General features: G+C 57.2%; 27 protein-coding genes and 1 riboswitch. Of the genes, 17 read left to right on the forward strand and 10 right to left on the reverse strand.

The features are described 5' to 3' along the window. Positions 1–87: 87 nt before the first annotated feature. The 8 genes from T18_RS02260 to T18_RS02295 all read left to right on the forward strand — a co-directional run bounded on the left by T18_RS02260 (position 88) and on the right by T18_RS02295 (position 6,942). Positions 88–984 (forward strand): LysR family transcriptional regulator, encoded by an 897-nt coding sequence (locus T18_RS02260; protein ID WP_003515217.1) that lies wholly within the window; start codon positions 88–90, stop codon positions 982–984. Positions 985–1,724: 740 nt separating this feature from the next. Further along, positions 1,725–3,101: an ISNCY family transposase gene (locus T18_RS02265; protein WP_121556198.1), complete on the forward strand. Its 1,377-nt coding sequence runs from the start codon at positions 1,725–1,727 to the stop codon at positions 3,099–3,101. Between the two features lie 63 nt (positions 3,102–3,164). Continuing rightward, entirely contained in the window at positions 3,165–3,452 is a 288-nt protein-coding gene (locus T18_RS02270) for a hypothetical protein (protein WP_075807477.1), read from the forward strand. A 489-nt stretch (positions 3,453–3,941) separates the two neighbouring features. After that, on the forward strand, positions 3,942–4,508 hold the full coding sequence (locus tag T18_RS02275) for a YceI family protein (protein WP_038490955.1): 567 nt from the start codon (positions 3,942–3,944) through the stop codon (positions 4,506–4,508). Between the two features lie 111 nt (positions 4,509–4,619). Continuing rightward, on the forward strand, positions 4,620–5,009 hold the full coding sequence (locus tag T18_RS02280; protein ID WP_038490953.1) for a lipoprotein: 390 nt from the start codon (positions 4,620–4,622) through the stop codon (positions 5,007–5,009). Positions 5,010–5,014: 5 nt separating this feature from the next. Continuing rightward, the gene (locus T18_RS02285; RefSeq protein WP_038490951.1) at positions 5,015–5,521 is read left to right on the forward strand and encodes a sigma-70 family RNA polymerase sigma factor; all 507 of its coding nucleotides are present in this window, start codon (positions 5,015–5,017) and stop codon (positions 5,519–5,521) included. Next, a complete protein-coding gene (locus T18_RS02290; RefSeq protein ID WP_038490949.1) occupies positions 5,518–6,297 on the forward strand; it encodes an anti-sigma factor family protein in 780 nt (259 codons plus the stop codon). Before T18_RS02285 ends, T18_RS02290 begins: the two co-directional genes overlap by 4 nt. 3 nt (positions 6,298–6,300) lie before the next feature. Continuing rightward, positions 6,301–6,942, forward strand: a complete 642-nt coding sequence (locus tag T18_RS02295) for a cytochrome b (protein ID WP_038490947.1) — start codon at positions 6,301–6,303, stop codon at positions 6,940–6,942. Here the strand turns inward: T18_RS02295 and T18_RS02300 are convergent, their stop codons facing one another. Together T18_RS02300 and T18_RS02305 are read right to left on the reverse strand one after the other, a co-directional pair. Further along, on the reverse strand, positions 6,943–7,593 hold the full coding sequence (locus T18_RS02300) for a pyridoxamine 5'-phosphate oxidase family protein (protein ID WP_038492806.1): 651 nt from the start codon (positions 7,591–7,593) through the stop codon (positions 6,943–6,945). Positions 7,594–7,891: 298 nt separating this feature from the next. Next, positions 7,892–8,542 (reverse strand): glutathione S-transferase family protein, encoded by a 651-nt coding sequence (locus T18_RS02305; RefSeq protein ID WP_038490945.1) that lies wholly within the window; start codon positions 8,540–8,542, stop codon positions 7,892–7,894. A 268-nt stretch (positions 8,543–8,810) separates the two neighbouring features. Between T18_RS02305 and T18_RS02310 the strand changes: the two genes are divergently transcribed. Continuing rightward, positions 8,811–9,467, forward strand: a complete 657-nt coding sequence (locus T18_RS02310; RefSeq protein ID WP_003512980.1) for a peroxiredoxin — start codon at positions 8,811–8,813, stop codon at positions 9,465–9,467. Between the two features lie 64 nt (positions 9,468–9,531). Here the strand turns inward: T18_RS02310 and T18_RS02315 are convergent, their stop codons facing one another. After that, positions 9,532–9,984: a DUF5680 domain-containing protein gene (locus T18_RS02315; RefSeq protein ID WP_038490943.1), complete on the reverse strand. Its 453-nt coding sequence runs from the start codon at positions 9,982–9,984 to the stop codon at positions 9,532–9,534. A gap of 166 nt (positions 9,985–10,150) precedes the next feature. Between T18_RS02315 and T18_RS02320 the strand changes: the two genes are divergently transcribed. The 4 genes from T18_RS02320 to T18_RS02335 are packed head-to-tail and all read left to right on the forward strand — an operon-like array spanning position 10,151 to position 12,993. Then, positions 10,151–10,606, forward strand: coding sequence for a YaiI/YqxD family protein (locus T18_RS02320; RefSeq protein ID WP_003512976.1), 456 nt, complete (start codon positions 10,151–10,153; stop codon positions 10,604–10,606). A 25-nt stretch (positions 10,607–10,631) separates the two neighbouring features. Next, positions 10,632–11,291, forward strand: coding sequence for a DUF1345 domain-containing protein (locus T18_RS02325; RefSeq protein ID WP_038490941.1), 660 nt, complete (start codon positions 10,632–10,634; stop codon positions 11,289–11,291). 33 nt (positions 11,292–11,324) lie between these two features. After that, positions 11,325–12,158, forward strand: a complete 834-nt coding sequence (fghA, locus tag T18_RS02330) for an S-formylglutathione hydrolase (protein WP_038490939.1) — start codon at positions 11,325–11,327, stop codon at positions 12,156–12,158. A gap of 49 nt (positions 12,159–12,207) precedes the next feature. After that, positions 12,208–12,993 (forward strand): DUF3658 domain-containing protein, encoded by a 786-nt coding sequence (locus T18_RS02335; RefSeq protein WP_075807478.1) that lies wholly within the window; start codon positions 12,208–12,210, stop codon positions 12,991–12,993. Positions 12,994–13,014: 21 nt separating this feature from the next. Here the strand turns inward: T18_RS02335 and T18_RS02340 are convergent, their stop codons facing one another. The 5 genes from T18_RS02340 to crcB all read right to left on the reverse strand — a co-directional run bounded on the left by T18_RS02340 (position 13,015) and on the right by crcB (position 16,497). Continuing rightward, positions 13,015–13,503, reverse strand: a complete 489-nt coding sequence (locus T18_RS02340) for a hypothetical protein (protein WP_013636057.1) — start codon at positions 13,501–13,503, stop codon at positions 13,015–13,017. A gap of 60 nt (positions 13,504–13,563) precedes the next feature. Further along, the gene (locus T18_RS02345; protein ID WP_038490935.1) at positions 13,564–14,358 is read right to left on the reverse strand and encodes an ATP12 family chaperone protein; all 795 of its coding nucleotides are present in this window, start codon (positions 14,356–14,358) and stop codon (positions 13,564–13,566) included. A 30-nt stretch (positions 14,359–14,388) separates the two neighbouring features. Further along, a complete protein-coding gene (locus tag T18_RS02350; RefSeq protein ID WP_013636056.1) occupies positions 14,389–15,057 on the reverse strand; it encodes an HAD family hydrolase in 669 nt (222 codons plus the stop codon). A 6-nt stretch (positions 15,058–15,063) separates the two neighbouring features. Continuing rightward, positions 15,064–16,053 (reverse strand): RluA family pseudouridine synthase, encoded by a 990-nt coding sequence (locus T18_RS02355; protein WP_003512960.1) that lies wholly within the window; start codon positions 16,051–16,053, stop codon positions 15,064–15,066. 66 nt (positions 16,054–16,119) lie between these two features. Next, a complete protein-coding gene (crcB, locus tag T18_RS02360; RefSeq protein WP_013636055.1) occupies positions 16,120–16,497 on the reverse strand; it encodes a fluoride efflux transporter CrcB in 378 nt (125 codons plus the stop codon). Positions 16,498–16,699: 202 nt separating this feature from the next. On the opposite strand from crcB, the gene T18_RS02365 reads away from it, so the two are divergent. Continuing rightward, positions 16,700–16,990 carry a hypothetical protein gene (locus T18_RS02365; RefSeq protein WP_038490931.1) on the forward strand — a complete coding sequence of 97 codons (291 nt, stop codon included), beginning with the start codon at positions 16,700–16,702 and terminating at the stop codon, positions 16,988–16,990. Between the two features lie 119 nt (positions 16,991–17,109). After that, positions 17,110–17,538, forward strand: coding sequence for a plastocyanin/azurin family copper-binding protein (locus T18_RS02370; protein ID WP_003512955.1), 429 nt, complete (start codon positions 17,110–17,112; stop codon positions 17,536–17,538). A 62-nt stretch (positions 17,539–17,600) separates the two neighbouring features. Here T18_RS02370 and T18_RS02375 read toward each other — a convergent pair whose 3' ends face one another. Next, positions 17,601–18,590: a copper chaperone PCu(A)C gene (locus T18_RS02375; protein ID WP_019565561.1), complete on the reverse strand. Its 990-nt coding sequence runs from the start codon at positions 18,588–18,590 to the stop codon at positions 17,601–17,603. Between the two features lie 88 nt (positions 18,591–18,678). After that, positions 18,679–19,059 (reverse strand): hypothetical protein, encoded by a 381-nt coding sequence (locus T18_RS02380; RefSeq protein ID WP_038490928.1) that lies wholly within the window; start codon positions 19,057–19,059, stop codon positions 18,679–18,681. A 173-nt stretch (positions 19,060–19,232) separates the two neighbouring features. Between T18_RS02380 and T18_RS02385 the strand changes: the two genes are divergently transcribed. Then, the gene (locus tag T18_RS02385) at positions 19,233–19,418 is read left to right on the forward strand and encodes a DUF3008 family protein (protein WP_003496099.1); all 186 of its coding nucleotides are present in this window, start codon (positions 19,233–19,235) and stop codon (positions 19,416–19,418) included. A gap of 124 nt (positions 19,419–19,542) precedes the next feature. Next, a riboswitch (glycine riboswitch) is annotated at positions 19,543–19,630 on the forward strand. A 154-nt stretch (positions 19,631–19,784) separates the two neighbouring features. Continuing rightward, positions 19,785–20,789: glycine cleavage system aminomethyltransferase GcvT (gene gcvT / locus T18_RS02390; RefSeq protein WP_323455170.1), on the forward strand; the 1,005-nt coding region annotated here is incomplete at its 3' end.

Raw genomic sequence — 20,789 nt, forward strand, 5'->3', positions numbered from 1 at the left:
ATTTGGTGGATCAATCCGCCTTGTTGTTGCAATATGAGCAAAAGAATCTAATCTGTTAAATGCAATGTTTGGAGGTATTATTGCGATATGAGCATCAATTGCGAAATTCTGGATCTAAGAGCATTTCAAGCAGTAGTTGAGCTTGAAAGTTTTCATAGGGCTGCCGACGCGTTGCATATTTCGCAACCGGCGCTTACCCGGCGCATCCAGAAACTGGAACAGGCCATTGGCGCGCCACTCCTGGAAAGGACCACACGCCACGTTGCCCCGACAGCGATGGGTCAGGAGGTAATGCCGCTTGTCCGGCGCATGCTGGAGGAGTTCGACGGATCGCTTTTTGCGATGAAAGATGGTGCACATCGGCGCGGCCTCATCACGATGGCCTGCGTTCCAACCGCAGCGTTTTATTTTCTACCCACCGTGATCAAAACATTTAGCAAGCAATATCCGCATATTAGGCTGCGCATCAGAGATCTTACGGCAAACGAGGGGCTGCAGGCGGTTGCGCGGGGCGAGGTGGAGTTCGGGATAAACCTCATGGGTAATTCTGATCCAGACCTGGCATTCGAACCTCTCATCGATGACCCATTTGTGCTGGCGATGCGGAAAGACCATCCTCTGGCGGCTTTCGAAACGATCCAATGGAATCAACTGGAGCCTTACCCGCTGGTTGTCGTCGATCGCTCCAGCGGCAATAGAACGCTTCTGGATGGCGCACTCGCGCGGCACAATCTAAAGCTGAACTGGTTCTACGAGGTGACCCATCTCAATACGTCGCTTGGCCTGGTGGAGGCTGGGTTGGGGATTTCCGTGTTGCCGCGACTGGCTACCCCACAGGATGACCATCCTTTCCTCGTCACGCGGCCGATCGTTAATCCCGTGGTCTCCCGAACCATCGGTATCGTGCAAAGAAGAAGCAGTGCCTTATCTCCCGCCGCGGAGAAATTCGTGGAAATGCTGTTGAAGACCTGGAAAACGCCTTAGGGTTCACAATCGTGTATCTCGCCGCGAAGGGCCCGGGTCTGACGTCACCTGGTGGAAGGTCGAGAAACGGGCGAGGGTGACGTCGTTTTCTCAGAGATGGTTGCGTCGTTACGCCGCCTTACCGGCTCTTCTAATAGCGGACCGCCCTGGCGTTCTGGGTCATAGGTATGGGTTTTGCTGTTGCAATTTTGGCTGTTGAAGGAAACGGCGACGTCCACCGCGCCGATTGACGTCAGCAAGCTCAATACTGATCAACCGTACAATGTAGATGTGGTTGAAGATCATAGCCTGCTTATCGACTGACAAGGCATACTCGCAGCAAGAGCGACCTCCATCAGTATCGCTAGAGGCAATAACGTGAGGCGGAAATTGAGTGGTGTTTTGTTTAGAGCGAAAGGATGCGTTACGCTTCGACTCAGCGTGATAACGCAACAACCAGATAAGGTTCAAAACGAGTTCTGAAGGTTGCCTAACGGTCATTTGGACTGAAAACGCAAGACATTTAAACCAGAAAAAGTTCCATAATCTATCTTATGTGATTATCGTGTGTAGCGGCTATTTAGTAATGCGACAGTTGGGCCAGTTAGAGATGCGACAGTCTCGCCTCTCGATGTTCTGGTCAATGCCAACGTTGGGAGCAAGGATGACGACCTTCAACCTGGTCGAGACCATGTGCGGTCGGAGTCGTCATGTCCTGTTTGATCACCATGTCGCAGAAAGAATTGCATCGCCTCTAAGTTATTCAGAAGATCCGTGATCAGCGCCTGTGCGTCGTCCAGGCCGCTGAGCTGCTTGGCCTCAGCCGAAGTCAGGTGCATAGGCTGCTGCAGGCCTATGACCACTCTGGTGCGGCCGGTCTGGTTTCGAAGAAGCGAGCGCGGCCAAGCAATCGGCGCCACAGCGAGGAGTTTCGCAATGCGGCGCTGGATCTGATCCGCGAACGCTATCTGGATTTCGGCCCGACGCTGGCGCGGGAGAAGCTGATCGAGTTGCACCGGATCTCTGTCGCCAAGGAGACGCTGCGGCAATGGATGACCGAGGCTGGCATCTGGGTCTCGCGTCGCGAACGCAAGAAGCGGGTTTTCCAACCACGCGGCCGGCGCGATTGCTTTGGCGAACTGGTGCAGATCGATGGCTCGCATCACTGGTGGTTCGAGAACCGCGGCCCCAAATGCGCCCTGCTCGTCTACATCGATGACGCCACCGGCAAGCTCTTGCATCTTCGCTTTGCCGGATCGGAGAACACGTTCGACTATCTGCATGCGACGAAGGCTTATCTGCAGCAATGGGGCAAGCCGCTGGCTTTCTACAGCGACAAACATGGTGTCTTTCGATCGACGCATCCGTCGAAGAAGGACAGGACAAGCGGTCTGACGCAGTTCGGCCGGGCGCTCTATGAGCTCAACATCGATATCATCTGCGCCAACACCCCGCAGGCCAAGGGTCGGGTGGAACGTGCCAACCAGACGCTGCAGGATCGGCTGGTCAAGGAGATGCGGCTTCGCGGCATCGATACGAGCGAGGCTGCCAATGCCTATGCGCCGGAGTTCATGGCGGATTTCAACGCGCGTTTTGGCAAGCCGCCACGCAATCCGAAAGACATGCATCGGCCTCTGGCCGACCATGAGAACCTTGACGGCGCCATGTGCCGCAAGGAAGTGCGCACGCTGTCGCAGGCACTGACGTTGCGCTACGACAAGGTGTTATTTATCCTCGATCCAACAGGACAGGCCAATGCGCTGGCGGGAATGAAGGTCGTCGTCTGCGACTATCCGGACGGTCGCCTCGAGATCATGCACGAGAGCTTCACCCTACCCTACAGAACCTTTGATAAGTTGCGATCAGTGCACCGATCCGAAGTGGTCGAGAACAAGCGGCTGGACGACATGCTGTTGATCGTGGTCGAGATGCAGGCCGGGCGGGAACAGCAGCGCAGCAAGAGCGGCCCTCGCCGCACCGGCCAGACGGATCATATGTTCGGCATTCGCGATGGCAGCCAGAGCAACGGTTATCAGAAGCGCGGCCGCAAGCCCGGCCGGCGGACGGACTTCATGAACGACCAGGAGGTGATTGCCAAAAGGCAGAAGGCGCTGGCGCGGATGGAAGCGGCGGAATGAACTGGCGACATTGAATGCCAGCGGTCTATTGCAGACGTCAGCGGCGCATGCGAGTTTCGCGTTATGAAAGACGAACAACAAACTTCTTCCGATCATACACAAATCCACCTTGCTCCAGACGAAGCTCTGGTTCTTTTTGAGCTTCTTTCTCGTTGGTGCAAAGAGAGCAGCGCTCCCACGCCAAGCGCGTCCTGTTTCGAGAGCCCTGCCGAATGCGCTGTGCTGCACGGACTGCTTGCCGGTCTCGAAAAGCAGCTGGTTGCACCCTTCAGGGCAGACTACCTTGACCTTGTAAAAGAGGCCCGTCGCCGTTTGCAGTCATCGTGGGATTATCCTGCACTTAGGGTTTGATCTCATACCCGGAATGCCTGTTGATTGCCAATGCAGATTATGCACCCTGCTGAGGAAGCTAAAGCCGAATAGGCATTCCCTCACCCGCACCCGCTCCTCCCTTGCAACCCGGCCCAGCCGGTCGGATCGGGGGCTGACCGTCGGTGCCTGTGTCGCGTTTCTAAACAGCTGGCGAAGTCGCGCCTCTAAACAGCTTTGACATTGTGTGTAGTAAGCTGATGGAGCTTTCTATGGTCCCGAGCGCCTCACGTTCATCAGCGCCGCCTAGACACTCTGTACCTCGCTTGAGCACAATAGCGAGCAAAGGATTTAGAGAAAGCACCTAGCCTTGAGTGGGCTTTGAACCCATGAAAGACATTGCTGACGAAATGCCCATGCATTGGCTGATGCGGCAAAGATTTTGATGATCTGTCGGAACTGATGGGGATTAAATAGTAGCCAGCGGTGTTCTCACGGGTACGACCACGTACTCATGAAGGAGCCTGCGCCGTGAAGCACCTCTACTCCATCACACTCGTTATTGCCACATTGGCCTGCACGCCTGTATCTGCAAGCCCGTTTTCGTCGGCCGCCGGACGTTACCGTATCGATCCCGCCTCGCACATCGGATTTTCGATTGCACAGGTTGCCGGTCCGGGCATCAACGGCACTATTCCCGATATATCCGGCCGCTTCGATATCGATCCGGACCAACCGTCCAAGTCCTATGTGGAAATCAGTTTGAACCCTTCCAGCGTGAAGACAGGCCAGGAGCGGGTGGAAAATTTCCTGCGGTCCAGCGCAGTTTTCAACATCGCTGCCTATCCGCAGATCGTGTTTCGCTCCAACCGCGTTACGCAGGACGGGCCGCGCAGCGCGGTGGTTGAAGGTGTGCTCACGGCCCGAGGCGTCTCCAGAGCCGAGACGTTTCACGCCACATTCGTTGAGCAGCAAAAGGGTTCCGTCACCTTCCATGTCACCGGAAATATCCCCCGCCTGCCCTATGGCATGGGCGTTGGCGTGCCGCTCTATTCGAACACGGTTGCCTTCGACATAGATTTGAAGGGCGTCAGATAAAAACAACGGAACGTCAAAAAAATCGGCGGGACGGGATTAATTGCCGCTGGCCGGTGTTCTGTCTTGTATCGGACATGGTGTCCGCACCGTTACCTCTCAAAGGACGATCTCATGCGTGAACATCATTTCATTCTGGCAGGCGCTCTCGCGCTCGCCTCCACTGCCGCGCTTGCCGAACCATATGCCGGTGGCGCGGTGGTTGAAACGGCGACGGCAAAGGGCACGATCCTGACTGACGCCAAGGGCATGACCCTTTATACGTTCGACAATGATGGCAATGGCTCGTCAGCCTGCTATGACGACTGCGCGAAGAAATGGCCGCCGCTTGCGGCTGCCAAAACCGACAAGGCGGATGGCGACTACAGACCACTCGCCCGCAGGGATGGCACGATGCAGTGGTCGTATGATGGAAAGCCGCTATATCATTGGCAGATGGACAAGAAGCCCGGCGATGTCACGGGTGATGGTGTTGGTGGCGTCTGGCACGTTGCCAAGGAATAGCACCGATGCCTGATTTTCTTGACGAGATCACAAGTTGCATACCGGCTCTTCGACGTTACGCGAATGCGCTCACGCACGACCGTGACACGGCTGACGATCTCGTTCAGGACTGCCTGGAAAGAGCCATCCGCAAAAAGGCGCTGTGGCGGCCGCAGGGGCCGTTACGTCCATGGTTGTACCGAGTGCTGGTCAACGTTTACCGCAACAATCTGCGCGGCAGAAACCGCCGGCCCTCGCAAATCCCGATTGATGATGTTGCCGAACAGATGTTTGTGCCGGCGCCGCAGACGGGCCGGATCATGCTTGCCGAAATGGCCCGTGCCATCGAAAAACTGTCAGGCGAGCACCGTGAGGCCCTCCTCCTCGTCGTCGTCGAAGGGCTGAGCTATGCGGAAGCGGCAAAGGTTCTGGAAATTCCGTTGGGCACTTTGATGTCCCGTCTGGGGCGCGCCCGAACAGCCTTGGCCCGTATGACCCAGGAAGACCAGCCAAATCTCAAGGTGATAAAATGACTGGCAACGAGCCGCAGATAACCGAAGCCGATCTGATCTCCTATGTCGACGGGCAGCTCGAAGACGAGCGACGTGATGCCGTTCGCTCCCACCTCGCCTCCAATCCGGCCGATGCGCGCAAGGTCGAGATATGGCAGCGGCAGAATGCGACACTTACGGCTCTCTATCGTCCTGCCGATATCGATGTTTTACCCGAGCGCCTCGATGTTTATCGGATGGAGCGGCGCTTGCGATCGGAGCGTGCAAATTGGCGCAATCTGGCAGCGGCATCCGTTCTCGTTCTGGCAGTTGGACTGACAGGTGGCTGGTTCGGGCGCGGACTTGTGTCGGAGGTCGAGGCACCTGCCCATTCCATCGTGGCGGATGCGACACAGGCGCATAAGTTGTTTGCAAGCGAGGTTCTGCACCCTGTCGAAGTTCGGGCTGATGCCGAGAACGCCTCCAGTCTGCCGAAATGGCTGTCAAAACGGCTCGACCGTAAACTGAACGTGCCGGACCTCACCCGCCATGGCTTGTCCCTTGTCGGCGGCCGGGTGCTGCCCAGTTCCGAAGGCGCCGCAGCTCAGCTGATGTACGAAGACAAAAGTGGGCAGCGTATCACTCTTTACATCGTGGCCGCGGCTGAAACGAGCGATACCGCCATGCGGCGCTCCAATGTCGACGCGCTGGAAACAGTGTCCTGGGATGACGAAACAATCCGCTGCGCTCTGGTCGGCAGCCTGCCGTCCGACCGCATGGACGCTATTGCCAAAGACACCTATCAACAGCTGAGTTAGCCGATGCAATATCTCAAGGGTCATTCCGATAGGGCGACGAGAGGCGTAAGTAGCTGGCGAAACACGTCCGCCTCCTTTGGTTTGGTGGCGATCGTTTTCCATTGGACGATCGCGCTCCTATTCCTCGCGCAGCTTGCGCTGGGATATTTTATGAGCCGCGACATCGATCCGGTGCTTCAGTTCAATCTTTTTCAGTATCACAAGTCGATTGGGTTTCTGGTTCTGGCCCTCGCCGCCCCCCGCTTCATCTGGTCGATTTTCAGCAGGAAACCGCGGGCTCTGGATGGTGAAGGGATGGCTTCGAGGTTGGCCGCACGGTCGGCTCACGCCGCGCTGCTGTTCCTTACTCTTGCCGTTCCCCTTGCCGGTTGGGCCGTCGCGTCGACGTCTCCTCTGCAGATCCCCAGTTATGTCTTTGATCTTGTCGTCGTGCCGGGACTACCCATGGCGATCTCCGACCAAGCCGAGGCCTTCTGGACTGAGGTTCACGCCACTCTGGCCTATCTTGCCGCAGTTATCGTCGTTCTTCATGTGGCAGCAGCGCTGTGGCACCATTTCGTCCGCAAAGATCCAACGCTTCGGCGCATGATCCATTTCAGGGCTGCTTCAGATAACAGGAGCCGCACCGCCTCCCCTCGAAAATAGCTAATAAAGTGTTCTCTTGTAGTCCTTTTCCAGATCGTCATCCAATTTCCGCATCTCATCCTTGTTGCTGGGCGCCCCCGTCGTTTCGTCAAGGATGATTTTGATGAGCGACGGCATCTCGGAGCGATCCTGAAAATGATCCGGGCTCCACAAATGAGACCGCCGAAACGCCTTGGCGCAATGCATGAAAACCTCACTCACCCTGACGACAATCGCGAGTTTGGGCGCACGATCATTGATGCTCATGCTTCTCAGAAGTTCCGGGTCGGTTGCGAGCTTTGCCTGCCCGTTCACACGCAACGTGTCGTCAAATCCCGGTATGACAAACAACAGCCCGACGCTTGGATTGGCAATGATATTGGTCAACGTATCCAGACGATTGTTACCCGGCCGATCCGGTATCGCGAGTGTGCGTTCATCAAGAATCTTGACGAACCCCGCAGGGTCGCCGCGAGGGCTTACGTCAGCACTTCCCGCCAAATTCTGCGTTCCTATGCACAGGAACGGAGAGCGTCTGATAAATTCCCGCGCATGCTCGCCAATGGTGTCCTGACACTTCAATATCGCCAGCGCGTGGGTGGCCTCGAACAATCCTCGAAGCGATGGCTCATCTGTTATTGCAAATTCCGGATCAAGTTCAAACGCCGTCATCATCCTCACCCTTGTGACGTTGCCCGGTTGTTCCCATCAGCTTCACCAGACGAAAACGCCTGGATATTGCTGACATATCGATTGTTCTTCTTTGTCCGCATTTGAGCTGCTTCTAAATTTGAGGTACGTACCTCAATATTAGCACTATCGCAGATTTCAATTTCAATCAAGAAGTAGAACCGGCGCCGATAGAGGCACAACAATCACCGAAACGGCTGCGGGAGCCTTTGAGGGCGGGCAATCCTGTACAGACCGTTTAGTTTGTTCTTGCCTTAAGGCCCTCGCTATTCACCGACGTTCAGCCGGTCGAGGCGGCCTTGAAGACGGCAAGCTGGTCGGCAAAGGCGCGTTGATAGGCCGGACGCGCCTCACCGCGAGCCACATATGCTGAAAGGTTTGGATATTCGTCGAGGATGCCTGAGCTTTTTATCCTTTGCAGCACCGATATCATCAACAGATCTCCAGCGCTGAACGCACCGTCGAGCCAGTCGTCGTCACCGAGGCAGCGGGAGAGTTCGCCGAGCCGCTTGCTGATATTTTTATCGATCATCGCTAAGCGCTCTTCGTACCAGCTCTTGTCGCCCTCCAGAAATCGGGCAATCGAGCGGTCAACGATTGGCGGCTCCACCGTGTTGAGCGCGGCGAACATCCAGGTTATCGCCCGTGCCCGCGCATTCACATCCCGCGGCAACAGGCCGGCATTGCGCTCCGCGATGTGGAAAATGATCGCGCCGGATTCGAACAGTACAAGGTCGCCCTCCTCATAGGTCGGGATTTGTCCGAACGGCTGAAGTGCCAGATGCGCAGGTTCCCGCATCGCCTTGAAGGAGAGAAGGCGAACATCGTAGCACAGCCCCGCTTCCTCCAGTGCCCAGCGGACGCGCATGTCGCGGGCCAGACCCTTGCCGCCATCGGGCGAGCGTTCAAAAGCGGTGATCGTGATCGTCATTGCTGTTCCCCATCGCGTCTGTTTGGAGACTATTGGCTCATTGTGGTCGAGCATCAGCTTTTTGCGCCGGCCGGAAAAGGCAGCGCGTCAGAATAGGCGTTTGCCAGAACGAAAACAATCCTTGTACGTTTCCATGACAGGTCATTAGCGTGCCGTTTGCCGTGGAAAGGGCTGGCCATTTCACGCAAAAACTCTAAGCTCCTGCGCCGGACGCGGATTGCCAAAACCTTCAGGATTTCAATTTAAATCATTAGGGAGAAACCATCAGATGAGCCTGCGTATAAACGACATCGCACCCGATTTCACCGCCGAGACCACACACGGTCCGGTGAGTTTTCACGAATGGATCGGCGACGGCTGGGCGGTCCTGTTTTCGCATCCGAAGAATTTCACGCCGGTCTGCACCACGGAACTCGGCGCGATGGGCGGCCTGCAGCCGGAATTCGAAAAGCGCGGCGTCAAGATCATCGGCATTTCGGTCGATCCGGTCGAAAGCCATGAGAAATGGAAAAACGACATCCGCACCGCGACCGGCTTTAATGTCGATTATCCGCTGATCGGCGACAAGGACCTGAAAGTCGCGAAGCTCTATGACATGCTGCCGGCGGGCGCTGGCGACAGTTCCGAAGGCCGCACGCCGGCTGACAACGCCACCGTGCGCTCCGTCTTCGTTGTCGGTCCCGACAAGAAGATCAAGCTGGTCCTCACCTACCCGATGACCACCGGGCGGAACTTCGACGAAATTCTTCGCGCGATCGATTCCATCCAGCTGACTTCTAAACATCAGGTGGCGACACCGGCAAACTGGAAACAGGGCGAAGACGTCATTATCACCGCCGCCGTCTCCAACGAGGATGCGATTGCCCGTTTCGGCTCCTATGACACTGTTCTTCCATACCTGCGCAAGACGAAGCAGCCCGGCTGATTTGAAATCGATAAAGGGGGCGATGGATCTCCATCGTCCCTCTTTAATCTTACTCGCGGCACAGCTACGGCTTTATCACGCCGCCGTGGTAGTCGAGCCGGTACACCTCAACGCTGTCCCGATATATGCGCTCCACGCCGGTAAAAGACCGGAATTCGCCCTCATTGGTATCGACATAGATCATGTCTTCGACCTCGTGGGTGAAGCCGCCGAGGAAGCGCCCTTCCCTGTATAGCGTGGAAAGCGATCGCTGGATCACTCTGCCCGCCACCGTGCCGTCGATCAGCTCAGGGCGAACGATGCGGCCGTAATAATTCATGGCCCAAAGTGGAATTCCCTGATGCCAGACGAGCTCCTGACCGATGAAGTCGGTTCCGCCGAAATAGCTATCGATGTAGTTCCAGTCGCCGCTTTGAAAACCTAGGTCGTGTGAGCCGATGCGGGTGGGCGTCGAGGATTTGTTGCCGCCGCCCACATAAGTGGCGGACTTGGCCTGCACGATGAATTCTTCCAGCATCGGGAATACCTCACATCAGGAACATAAAGTGAACATACTGGACTTGTGTGAAGGTCGCAAGCGTATTCCTTACCCTGCCTGTCGCCATATTTTCACAGATGGCGGGCTTGGTAATCGAAGCGTTTGCCCTTAAAAGCGATGCATAAATGATCCTCGAAGAGTGCCCATGTCGCAGACCCCGCAAATCTATGTCGATGCCGACGCCTGCCCCGTGAAACCCGAGATTCTCAAGGTGGCGGAACGGCATGGGCTGGAGGTGACATTCGTTGCCAATTCCGGTTTGCGCCCGTCGCGCGATCCGATGGTGAAAAACGTGATCGTATCGGCCGGTTTCGATGCGGCGGATGACTGGATTGCGGAGCGTGCGGGCGAAAACGATATCGTCATTACCGCCGATGTGCCGCTCGCCGGGCGTTGCGTTGCCAGGGGCGCGCTGGTGACGGGACCGACCGGCCGCGTTTTCGACCAAACCAACATCGGCATGGCAACTGCGATGCGCGACCTTGGCGCACACCTGCGCGAAACCGGTGAGAGCAAAGGATATAACGCGGCTTTCTCCCCGCGCGACCGGTCTGCTTTTCTGGAGACGCTTGACCGTTTCTGCCGCCGTGTCAAAAAATGACCGCGTAAACAGGAAGGCGCAGCCCATGACCCCGGCCAATCCGCAGAGCAACACCTATAGCCGCCATAAGCCTTTCTTCGTCGCTCTTTTTGTTGGCGCCTTCGGCCTTGGCTTGGCGCTGGCATTCGCACGGCCGCTCGCCATCGAAATTGCAGCCATTCTGTTTTTCCTGACCTATCTCGGGCTGGTGGCCTTTCGGCTTCCGAAATTAACGGCCCAGCACCTGAAAGCGCATGCCGATAGTGATGACCTGCCGGCAATGGCCATCATCGCCATTACGCTGATCGCCGCCACCGTCGCCGTCGTTTCACTTTTCCAGGCACTCAACCATTCCGGCGAAACCGTCTGGACGCTGCTGCTCGCCTTCGGCTCCGTCATTTTCGGTTGGCTGACAATCCACACCATGACCGCCTTGCACTACGCCCATCTTTACTGGCGTCCGGAAACCGTTGATGGCAAGCGCAAGCATCGCGGCGGCATGGATTTCCCGGCAACGAAGGAACCCTGCGGTTACGACTTCCTCTATTTCGCTGTTGTCATCGGCATGACGGCGCAGACCTCGGATGTTGCTGTAACCACGACATCGATGCGCAAGGTCACGCTGTTGCACTCCATCGTCTCCTTCTTCTTCAACACGGTTCTGGTGGCAGCGGCGGTCAATGCTGCGGTCGCGCTTGCGGGCTGAACCGAAAAAAACTCTTCATAAAGGAATGGCTTCATGAATATCATCTCGCAAAATACGGCCTTTGGCGGCATGCAGGGCGTATTTTCGCACCCGTCCGAAACCCTGAAATGCGAGATGACCTTTGCAGTCTATGTGCCGCCGAAGGCGATCAGCGAGCCGTGCCCGGTTCTGTGGTATCTTTCCGGCCTCACCTGCACCCACGCCAATGTCATGGAAAAAGGCGAATATCGCCGCATGGCGTCCGAACTCGGGCTGATTATCGTTTGCCCGGATACCAGCCCGCGTGGCAACGATGTGCCTGATGAAGTGACCAACTGGCAGATGGGCAAGGGCGCGGGCTTTTATCTCGACGCCACGCAGGAACCTTGGTCGGAGCACTACCATATGTACAGCTACGTGACGGAAGAGCTGCCAGCCTTCATTGGCCAGCATTTCCGCGCGGATATGAGCCGTCAGGGCATTTTCGGCCATTCGATGGGCGGCCATGGCGCCATGACGATTGCGCTTAAGAACCCAGACCGCTTCAAGAGCTGCTCCGCCTTCGCCCCAATCGTCGCCCCCTCCTCTGCCGACTGGTCCGAACCGGCGCTGGAAAAATATCTCGGAACGGATCGTGCCGCATGGCGGCAATACGATGCTTGCTCGCTGGTCGAAGACGGCGCCCGTTTTCCGGAATTCCTGATCGACCAGGGCAAGGCCGACAGTTTCCTCGATAAAGGCCTGCGTCCCTGGCTGTTCGAAGAGGCGATCAAAGGAACCGATATCGGCCTGACGCTGCGCATGCACGAGCGTTACGACCACTCCTATTATTTCATCTCCAGCTTCATGGATGACCATCTGAAATGGCATGCCGAGCGACTGGATTGAGTGGCAATAAACGCGCAGGGCTTAAGTAAAAGAGCGGTGGAGCATCAGAATGTTGCATGTCGTACCGAGTCTATCGGCTAGAGGTTCTCTTGAAAAGGCACTCTCCGCGCGCAGACCGGGCGACGCAATTCTGGCATTCCGCGACGATCTTAGTTGTGGACCTATCGCTTCTATAAAGTCGGCAAAGAGGATGGCGTGGTGGCACGAATATTTAGACTGGCCAGAGACAGAAAGTGAGTTTGACGGATTCTGGGAACAGGTCGATGCCGCTCAGGATCGGATCGTACTTTGGTTTGGCAAATATTCATCAAGCGAACTTGCATTTCGGCTTGCATGGGCAGCGCACATGGATGGGCGGCCTTACGACGTCATCGACGTCTCCAACCTGCATCCTATAATTTACGGACAGGATATTGCGGATACGACGGCGACAGTTGCGAAAGCTGCTGCTCCACTGCTGCCGGAAGGCCTGGCGAAATTGATTGGAAGCGAACAACCCGCATCTGCCGAAGAGGATGCCCGATACCGCAACGAATGGGCACGGCTGCAAAACGAAAATGCGTTTTTCCGTATCGTAACCCCGACTGGCCTAGCCTCGGCAGATCAGGACCATTTTGACGTTTTTCTGATGCAGCAGGCGGACACGAGATGGAGAAAGGCTGCTTACATTGTAGGAAATGCCCTGTTGGAGAGTTGTGACCCATATTTTCAGACAGGAAGTTTGATGCTGACCGAGCGGCTTCAAACCTTGGTGGATCAGGCTCGGCTGGAAGCTGATGGCGATGTGTATGACCTGCATTCGTGCTTGATCAGATTACCCGAAGAAAAGCAGTAAGGTAACCTGCCTGGAGTGGCATCACGGAAACAACGCCGTCGCGAGCGTTGTCGGTCCGGGTCGGCTCAGCCGGAACTCGCGGATCACGCGCTCCGCGACGCCGTAAGCGAGATCCTGCTCGATCGACTGATTGTCGAAGCTGACGACGGTGGCTGTGAATTTGGCCTCGGCGATCACCTCGCCCGTCGCCACGGCGGCCGCACGAACGATGACACGGGCCGATGCCCGTTCTCCAAACAGGAAGGGGCCGCGGGTGACGGATGCGAGGCGAATGGTCAGCACAACGCGCGGTCTGATTTCGCCGCGTGCCGTCGTTTTGATGGCATTCTGTAGTTGCGCATGAATGGATTGCATCAATGCTGGCGCTACATCCGGCCGTGCCGCTACAAAGGCGCCGCGCACATCATAAAGCAGCCGGTCGGCATTGGTCGCCTCCGGTTCCAGCCTGAAAGACATGAGCGTGAAACACGCCAGCACAACAATGCCAAGGCGTTTCAATCGAGTGTTCATGATCTGCGGCTCCCCTAACGTGAGGTAACCGCATATTCGGTCATCAGGGTTAGAAAAGCGTTAAGGCGCGATCTTCAACGCCTCCAGAACGCTGAGTGCTGCACGCATGTCGATGAGCCTAGTGGCGCGGCGCTCCAGCGCCTCCTCGTCCTCGCCCCAATGTTCGGCGGTCCAGTCCTCGTCAAGATGGGCCAGCGCCCAGGTTTCCTCCAGCGTCAGCTGCCCTTCCGCCAGTGCCAGCGCCAGAATGGCGGAGCCGGTCAGCGACGTCATGGTGTGCAGGGCGGCAAGCGCGATCGGCGTATCGTATTTTTTGAGCGTCACGGCAAAGGCTGCAACCGCTTCCCGAGGCTGATCGCGATGCATGACGCCTTCAACGAGAATGAAGCGTGCGCCGAGAACATTGGCCGCCCAGTCGATCACCGGATCCCAATGGTCCGCCTGCCGCGCCACAAGCGCTTCCGGTTGACCTGCGCGGTAGCACAGGAGATCGGAAGAGGAGAAGCGCAGTATGTCCTCGAAAACCGCCTGGGTGTCGCTGGCGATGCCGTCGATGGCGGTGTTCACATGCCGCGAGACCGGCATGACGACCGGGTTCACCACTTCTTTCTGCGCATCCCATTCATCGCGAAGCAGGTCCGCAAGCGCCTTCGAGGGCAAGACAAGCGGCTTCTTGGCGGGCGTTCGCAAAGGTTTGCCATCGAGATGGATGGTGAAGCCGCCGTCTTCCACGTCAGCAACGGTAACGTCCTTATAGAAACGTTTCGGCAGGGGCCGCTGCATCTGGATTTGGGCGCGAAGGATCGGATCGGGGTGGCTGAGGCCTTCCGAAAGGTCGTTCAGGAGATCACGCATGGCACGTCCTCATCAGTCGAATAGAAAGGATCATTCAAGAATATCGGCGGGAACATGGGCCGGAATTTCGCTCGGATGGCTGACGACGGCGTCTGCGCCTGCCTTCCAGAGATCATCGACCGAGGCGTAGCCCCAGGCAACGCCGATGGCCTTTGCGCCGGCGGCCTTTGCCATCTGCATGTCATAGATAGCATCGCCGATGACGACAGTGTCGGCCGGAACCATGCCGGTTTCATGGCAACATTCCATCACCATGGCCGGATGCGGCTTGGAAGGGCAATCATCCGCCGTGCGCGACACGATGAAATGCTCGGCAAAACCATGCGTTTCGAGAATATGGGTCAACCCGCGACGGCCCTTGCCGGTGACCGCGCCAATCAGCACCTCATCCCGCCTGGCGAGCGTGTCGATCAAGGGCGCGATACCGTCGAACAGCGGCTCGATCATGCCAGGTCGGGCGCGGATCGGGTGATAGATTTCCCGATAGCGCTCAGTCATCGCGCGCACCTCGTCATCCACATGCGCCTTACCGAGCATGCGGGCGATGGCGATGTCGAGCGTCAGGCCGATAATTGCCTTGGTCTGCGCAATATCAGGCCGTGGCTTTCCGAAATCGGCAAAGGTATCGACCATGACGGCATGGATAAGGCCGGCGCTGTCGACCAGCGTGCCGTCACAATCGAAAAGAACGAGTTTCATCTGATATCAGCCTTCCCTGTCGCCATCGGCCACGTCGAGGCCGAGCAGGTTCCAAGTCTGTACCATATGCGGTGGCAAAGGCGCGCTGACGCGAAGGCGGCCGCCATTCGGGTGCGGAATGTCGATATGGCGTGCATGCAGGTGCAGACGCTTTTGTACACCGCCCGGAAAATCCCAGTTCGGATCATCGATGTAATATTTCGGATCGCCGATGATCGGGTGCCCCATATGCAGTGCGTGAACGCGCAACTGGTGGGTACGGCCGGTATAGGGCTCCATTTCCAGCCAGGCGAGGTTCTGCGCGGCGGTATCGATAACACGGTAATAGGAAATGGCGTGATCTGCCCCCTCCTCGCCGTGCTTGGCAATGCGCATGCGGTCGCCGTCGGGGGTCTGTTCCTTGACCAACCAGGTGGAAATCTTGTCCTGATGCTTGCGCGGCACGCCGCGAACCAGCGCCCAATAGGTCTTCTTGGTATCGCGCTCGCGGAAAGCGGCCGTCAGCTTCTGTGCAGCACCTCGGGTGCGGGCCACCACCAGCACGCCCGACGTGTCACGGTCCAGACGGTGCACCAGACGCGGCTTTTCGCCCTTCGGGCTGGTCCACGCTTCCAGAAGCCCGTCGATGTGACGGTTGACGCCCGAGCCGCCCTGCACGGCAATGCCGGCCGGCTTGTTGAACACCAGAACCTTGTCGTCCTCATGCAGCAGCATGCGCGCCAGAAGTTCACCGTCTGCCGAATGTTTGAGGTCCCTGGATCCGATCGGTCCGCTTTTGACCTTGAGGTCGGAATCAACAGGCGGCACACGCACCATCTGTCCCGGCTGCACCCGTGCGTCCGTCTTCACCCGGCCGCCGTCCACACGCACCTGTCCTGAGCGCAGAAGCTTTTGCAGCTGCCCGAACCCCAGACCCGGATAGTGAATCTTGAACCAGCGATCGAGGCGCATACCGGCCTCGTCGGCCTCGACCTTGATATGCTCGATACCTGCCATGAAATTTCCAGTCTCTCTGTCTTGATCGCGCGCCCTGTTATCCGGCGCACCGTTTGGAGCAAGCCTTTAGAACAAACTGCGGCCCAAGGCCAGCCCGGCGAAAACCGCCGCGATGGAAACCACCAGGCTTGCCGTGATGTAAACCGCTGAAAGGCCGAGCGCGCCACGTTCGAAAAGCGCTACCGCATCCAGCGAGAAGGACGAAAAGGTGGTGAAGCCACCGAGAACGCCGGTGACCAGAAACAGGCGCATCTCCATGGACGCGTTCAGCCGCCTTGCAACAAGCTCAACCAGGAAACCGATGAGAAAGGATCCGACCACATTCACCGCCAGCGTTCCCCAAGGGAAAGTCATACCCACAAGGCGCACACTCAACAGACCCACGAGATAGCGGAAAACCGAACCGATTGCGCCGCCTGCTGCGACAAGAGCGATATTCAGCATTTGGGGAATGTCTCCGGAGAAATACCCGACGGGTCTGTTGAAGACGTTTTCTAGAACATAGCCACGGGTGGTGAAACCCCCTCGTCCCGACCTTTTTTCGATTAAAACTCGATTAAATTGCACGTCCGCGATTTAGGCTTCCAACAAGACGCAGCTGCTAATCTGCGGTTTTACGGGTCGGCGAAGGATGGCCGGAGGTTGGATGACACAGGTTCTTTCCGTTTCTGCAAACACTGCGGCCTACGCACTGGAGGCCGTGAAGCCGTCGCAGCGTGTATCGCGCAGAAGCGAGGTTGAGGAAGCCATTCACGAATTGGCGCGCAAGGCCGAACAGGGAGACGATTTCCAGTTGAGAGCCTTGCTCACCGCCATCAAGCCGCCGGCCTTGACCCTCTATTTCCTGACAAGCGCCAGCCATCGGCACGCCCCCCAGACAACACTCGATCAGGCCGTGCAGGCCTACGAGGAAAACCAATCCGATAAAAACTTATAATATCAATTTGATATCCATACTTAATAAATCGATTTATAAGTTTTTTAGTGCGCATTTCGCCAGTTCAGGTTGTTGTCAGATTCAAATTTTAGTCCTTCGGTACCAACTGGAGGAAGATCATGATTTCTATTGCCCGTCACGTCACAGCCACCACGATCGCGCTCCTTGTTTCGGCGCCGGCTTTCGCGGCCACGACCATCAAGGTCACCGAAGGCGGTGAAGGTGGCGGACCAATGACACTCGTGATGGACCAGACGACGGTCAAAGCCGGTGAAGCCGTGTTTCATGTGCATAACGATGCCATGAGCGAGCAGCACGAAATGGTGCTCGTCAAGCTGAAGTCTGCAGACGAAAAAATACCGCTCAATACCGCGAAACATCGTGTCGATGAAAAACAGCTTAAAAGTCTTGGCGAAGTGGCCGACCTGAAGCCGGGCGGCGATGGTCAGCTCAAGGCAAAGCTTACGCCCGGCACATATCTCCTCTTATGCAACATAAAAGGTCACTACGAAGCGGGTATGCAGGCCAAGCTGACTGTTACAAAATAATATTGGTCGAACAAGCTGAGGCTGCCGGATGAGTATTGCGTTCCGGCAGCCTCTTTTTTGCGTCAGTTGTGCTGGTGAGCGTTCTTGTCGTCACCACCCTTGGCCGAGCCTGCGGAAAGCACAATCTCGACCTTGCCAGCCTTTTCAAAGATCAGCGTCACCGGCACCTTGTCGCCTTCGGCAAACGGCTTCTTCACGTTGAAGAACATCATGTGCAGGCCGCCGGGCTTCAGTTCCACTGTCTCACCGGCGGGAATGACGATGCCGTCATCCAGCTTGCGCATCTTCATGACGTCGTTGACCATGGCCATTTCGTGAATTTCCGCACGGCCGGCGGCGGAGGATTCGACGCCGATCAGCTTGTCGTCGCTGGAACCGGTATTCTTGATCGTCACATAACCGCCGCCCACGGGCTGACCGGGCAGCATGGCCTTTGTCGCGCCAGCCGAGAGCTCGAGACTGCCAGCCTTCACCACGTCCATATCCATATCCATGGCCATAGCGGAATGGTCATGCCCGCCGGCATGGGCTTTTGCGGTAACGCGGATGGTCGGCGCCGGGCTTTTCAACGAATGCGGATCGACGCCTGCGGCCGCCACCTCGTCCCAGGAAACCTTGCCTTTGTCGCCGCAAAGCTGCGTCACCTTGAAGGGAAGGTCCTGCCCGGCCTCTATGCCGGAGATTTTTCCCTGAACGGCAAAGGTGTCATAGAATTCATCCGGCAGATTGCCGCCCTTCCAGCGGATTTCGACCGCGCCGCTTTTGATGTCCTTTCCGTGGTTCTTGTAGGCTTTCTGATAGTCGCCCTTGATGACCTCAAGGTCCCAACCGGCCTTGGGCTGCGGCTTGGCAGTGATGAAGCCTTCCGGCAGCTTGATCTGCACTTCCGTGGTGGCAAGTCCGCCATCGCAGCCATGCGGCACCTGAAGTGCGGCAACGATGGTGCTTTCCTGTTCGGCCGAACCGTCAACGAAGGTCGTATGGGCGAAGGCCTGCGCCGTCGAGACGGAGGCGACGAACAGGGTGCAGGTGATGATCTTGGTGGTTTTCATTTGTTTGTCCTTGAGACTGCGGCGCCATTGGCCCGGGCAGCTGCTCCGTGCCGCCACCCGGCGGCGATGATCCTGTGAAACGAAGAGATCAGGCGGACAGGGATGGCGGGCCGCGTGCGGACGGTTTGCGGATCGTCTGGACCGAGTGAAAGCCCCATTCCGCGGTCAGGCGATTGTCGAGCCAGGCGAATTCCGTCCTCAGCCAGCCGGACGCATCGGGCACCGGCAAGAGAATGGACGAGGCCAGCAGGCAGGCCTCGCAAAACAGGATCGCATCGCTTGAATGGGCGGGGCCGTCATTGGGGTGCGAGGCATTTACCCCGCCGCTGTGGCCTAGGCAGATTTCGGCAAAGGTGCCGTCCGGCAGCCGGTAACTCTCATCCAGAAGAACGGCAGGTGCCGCGGCGAGCGCGGGCTTGTGGGCAAAACCAAGCGACAACATCAAAAGCGCACAGAAAATGCGAAGCATTTTCTCCACCCTTGTCAGCGGTCGTTTTCGATTTGCGTCCATCTTCTGGCGATACCCCTCTTTCTTTCCGATTTCAAAGGGGAAATTTGCCGCAGGCCCAACCGCTCTGAGGAACAATCGATACAGGGCGGCATTTTCTTTCCAATACGGATCGTTTCGGAAGGAGTACCGACATGCCAGCCAAATCGAAAGCCCAGCAGAAAGCCGCGGGTGCGGCGCTGGCCGCCAAACGCGGTGAAGTCAAGAAATCCAGTTTACAAGGTGCTTCAAAAAGCATGGAGAAGTCCATGACAGAAAAGGAACTTGATGAACTGGCGTCGACAAAGCGCAAGGGTCTGCCGGAGAAAAAATCAGACTGACGGCACGCCTCACGCATGGAACTCGCCGTGTATCTAGCCAGCGATGGCGCAGATGGAGCAAAAATCTGTTCAGATGCGTCATTTCGTCCTTGCCAATGACCGGGCTTCGAAGATAATGAGCCTCGCATCATCGTTGGGAGAAACCGCTTCATTGCGGTGCCGAAGGAGCAACCGCCCCGGAAACTCTCAGGCAAAAGGACCACCGGTGACGACGGAACTCTGGAGAGAAGCCACCTTTGATAAGGACGGCTCGCCGAAGGGATAACAATCTCAGGCGACAAGGACAGAGGGGGCTCTTGAACCCGGCGCGTTTTTCGCGTCATGACCTGAGCCCGCGCGATCTTTCGCGCAACCCTGGAGGCGTCCTTGGACGATACCGCCGAGCTTAAAATCACGCCGCTCCATTCCCTGCATGTTTCCCTTGGCGCCCGCATGGTGCCTTTCGCCGGTTACGACATGCCGGTGCAATATCCGGCGGGCGTGCTGAAGGAACATCTTCAGACCCGTACGTCTGCTGGCCTCTTCGACGTGTCCCACATGGGCCAAGTTATCGTAAAGGCGAAGTCGGGCAACAATGCCGACGCTGCAATCGCGCTTGAAAAACTGGTGCCGGTTGACATCCTGGGCCTAAAGGAGGGCCGCCAGCGTTACGGTTTCTTCACCGATGAAAACGGCTGTATCCTCGATGATCTGATGATCACCAATCGCGGCGATCACCTTTTCGTCGTCGTCAACGCGGCATGCAAGGACGCCGATGTCGCCCATATGAAGGCGCATCTTTCTGACACTTGCGACATTACCCTTCTCGATGATCGGGCGCTGATTGCGCTTCAGGGGCCACGCGCGGAAGCGGTTCTGGTCGAACTTTGGGCCGGTGTTTCCGAAATGAAGTTCATGGACGTACTGGAAGTTCCCCTGCACGACGTTCCCTGCATCGTTTCCCGTTCCGGTTATTCCGGCGAGGATGGTTTTGAAATCTCCGTGCCTGCCGAAAAGGCGGAAGAGATCGCCAAGGCCCTGCTTGAGCACCCTGATTGCGAGCCGATCGGGCTTGGAGCGCGCGACAGCCTGCGTCTTGAAGCTGGCCTTTGTCTCTACGGCAACGATATCGATACGACGACCTCTCCCATCGAAGCCTCGCTTGAATGGGCGATCCAGAAGGCGCGCCGCGCCGGCGGTGATCGCGAAGGCGGTTTCCCGGGGGCGGAGCGTATTCTCGGTGAACTCAAGGACGGCACATCGCGTCGTCGCGTCGGCCTGAAGCCAGAGGGCAAGGCACCGGTGCGCGGTCATTCCAAGCTTTTCGCGGATGCAGAAGGCAAGACGGAAATCGGCGAAGTGACTTCCGGCGGCTTCGGCCCGTCGGTCGAA

This window comes from Rhizobium sp. TBD182, assembly GCF_001950375.1.
GTDB classification, from domain to species: domain Bacteria; phylum Pseudomonadota; class Alphaproteobacteria; order Rhizobiales; family Rhizobiaceae; genus Agrobacterium; species Agrobacterium tumefaciens.

Excerpts from the sequence above, each read along its gene's own strand:
- T18_RS02260 (WP_003515217.1), top strand. The coding sequence starts at position 88 with ATGAGCATCAATTGCGAAATTCTGGATCTAAGAGCATTTCAAGCAGTA.
- T18_RS02270 (WP_075807477.1), top strand. The coding sequence starts at position 3,165 with ATGAAAGACGAACAACAAACTTCTTCCGATCATACACAAATCCACCTT.
- T18_RS02280 (WP_038490953.1), top strand. The coding sequence starts at position 4,620 with ATGCGTGAACATCATTTCATTCTGGCAGGCGCTCTCGCGCTCGCCTCC.
- T18_RS02285 (WP_038490951.1), top strand. The coding sequence starts at position 5,015 with ATGCCTGATTTTCTTGACGAGATCACAAGTTGCATACCGGCTCTTCGA.
- T18_RS02290 (WP_038490949.1), top strand. The coding sequence starts at position 5,518 with ATGACTGGCAACGAGCCGCAGATAACCGAAGCCGATCTGATCTCCTAT.
- T18_RS02295 (WP_038490947.1), top strand. The coding sequence starts at position 6,301 with ATGCAATATCTCAAGGGTCATTCCGATAGGGCGACGAGAGGCGTAAGT.
- T18_RS02300 (WP_038492806.1), bottom strand. The coding sequence starts at position 7,593 with ATGACGGCGTTTGAACTTGATCCGGAATTTGCAATAACAGATGAGCCA.
- T18_RS02305 (WP_038490945.1), bottom strand. The coding sequence starts at position 8,542 with ATGACGATCACGATCACCGCTTTTGAACGCTCGCCCGATGGCGGCAAG.
- T18_RS02310 (WP_003512980.1), top strand. The coding sequence starts at position 8,811 with ATGAGCCTGCGTATAAACGACATCGCACCCGATTTCACCGCCGAGACC.
- T18_RS02315 (WP_038490943.1), bottom strand. The coding sequence starts at position 9,984 with ATGCTGGAAGAATTCATCGTGCAGGCCAAGTCCGCCACTTATGTGGGC.
- T18_RS02320 (WP_003512976.1), top strand. The coding sequence starts at position 10,151 with ATGTCGCAGACCCCGCAAATCTATGTCGATGCCGACGCCTGCCCCGTG.
- T18_RS02325 (WP_038490941.1), top strand. The coding sequence starts at position 10,632 with ATGACCCCGGCCAATCCGCAGAGCAACACCTATAGCCGCCATAAGCCT.
- fghA (WP_038490939.1), top strand. The coding sequence starts at position 11,325 with ATGAATATCATCTCGCAAAATACGGCCTTTGGCGGCATGCAGGGCGTA.
- T18_RS02335 (WP_075807478.1), top strand. The coding sequence starts at position 12,208 with ATGTTGCATGTCGTACCGAGTCTATCGGCTAGAGGTTCTCTTGAAAAG.
- T18_RS02340 (WP_013636057.1), bottom strand. The coding sequence starts at position 13,503 with ATGAACACTCGATTGAAACGCCTTGGCATTGTTGTGCTGGCGTGTTTC.
- T18_RS02345 (WP_038490935.1), bottom strand. The coding sequence starts at position 14,358 with ATGCGTGATCTCCTGAACGACCTTTCGGAAGGCCTCAGCCACCCCGAT.
- T18_RS02350 (WP_013636056.1), bottom strand. The coding sequence starts at position 15,057 with ATGAAACTCGTTCTTTTCGATTGTGACGGCACGCTGGTCGACAGCGCC.
- T18_RS02355 (WP_003512960.1), bottom strand. The coding sequence starts at position 16,053 with ATGGCAGGTATCGAGCATATCAAGGTCGAGGCCGACGAGGCCGGTATG.
- crcB (WP_013636055.1), bottom strand. The coding sequence starts at position 16,497 with ATGCTGAATATCGCTCTTGTCGCAGCAGGCGGCGCAATCGGTTCGGTT.
- T18_RS02365 (WP_038490931.1), top strand. The coding sequence starts at position 16,700 with ATGACACAGGTTCTTTCCGTTTCTGCAAACACTGCGGCCTACGCACTG.
- T18_RS02370 (WP_003512955.1), top strand. The coding sequence starts at position 17,110 with ATGATTTCTATTGCCCGTCACGTCACAGCCACCACGATCGCGCTCCTT.
- T18_RS02375 (WP_019565561.1), bottom strand. The coding sequence starts at position 18,590 with ATGAAAACCACCAAGATCATCACCTGCACCCTGTTCGTCGCCTCCGTC.
- T18_RS02380 (WP_038490928.1), bottom strand. The coding sequence starts at position 19,059 with ATGCTTCGCATTTTCTGTGCGCTTTTGATGTTGTCGCTTGGTTTTGCC.
- T18_RS02385 (WP_003496099.1), top strand. The coding sequence starts at position 19,233 with ATGCCAGCCAAATCGAAAGCCCAGCAGAAAGCCGCGGGTGCGGCGCTG.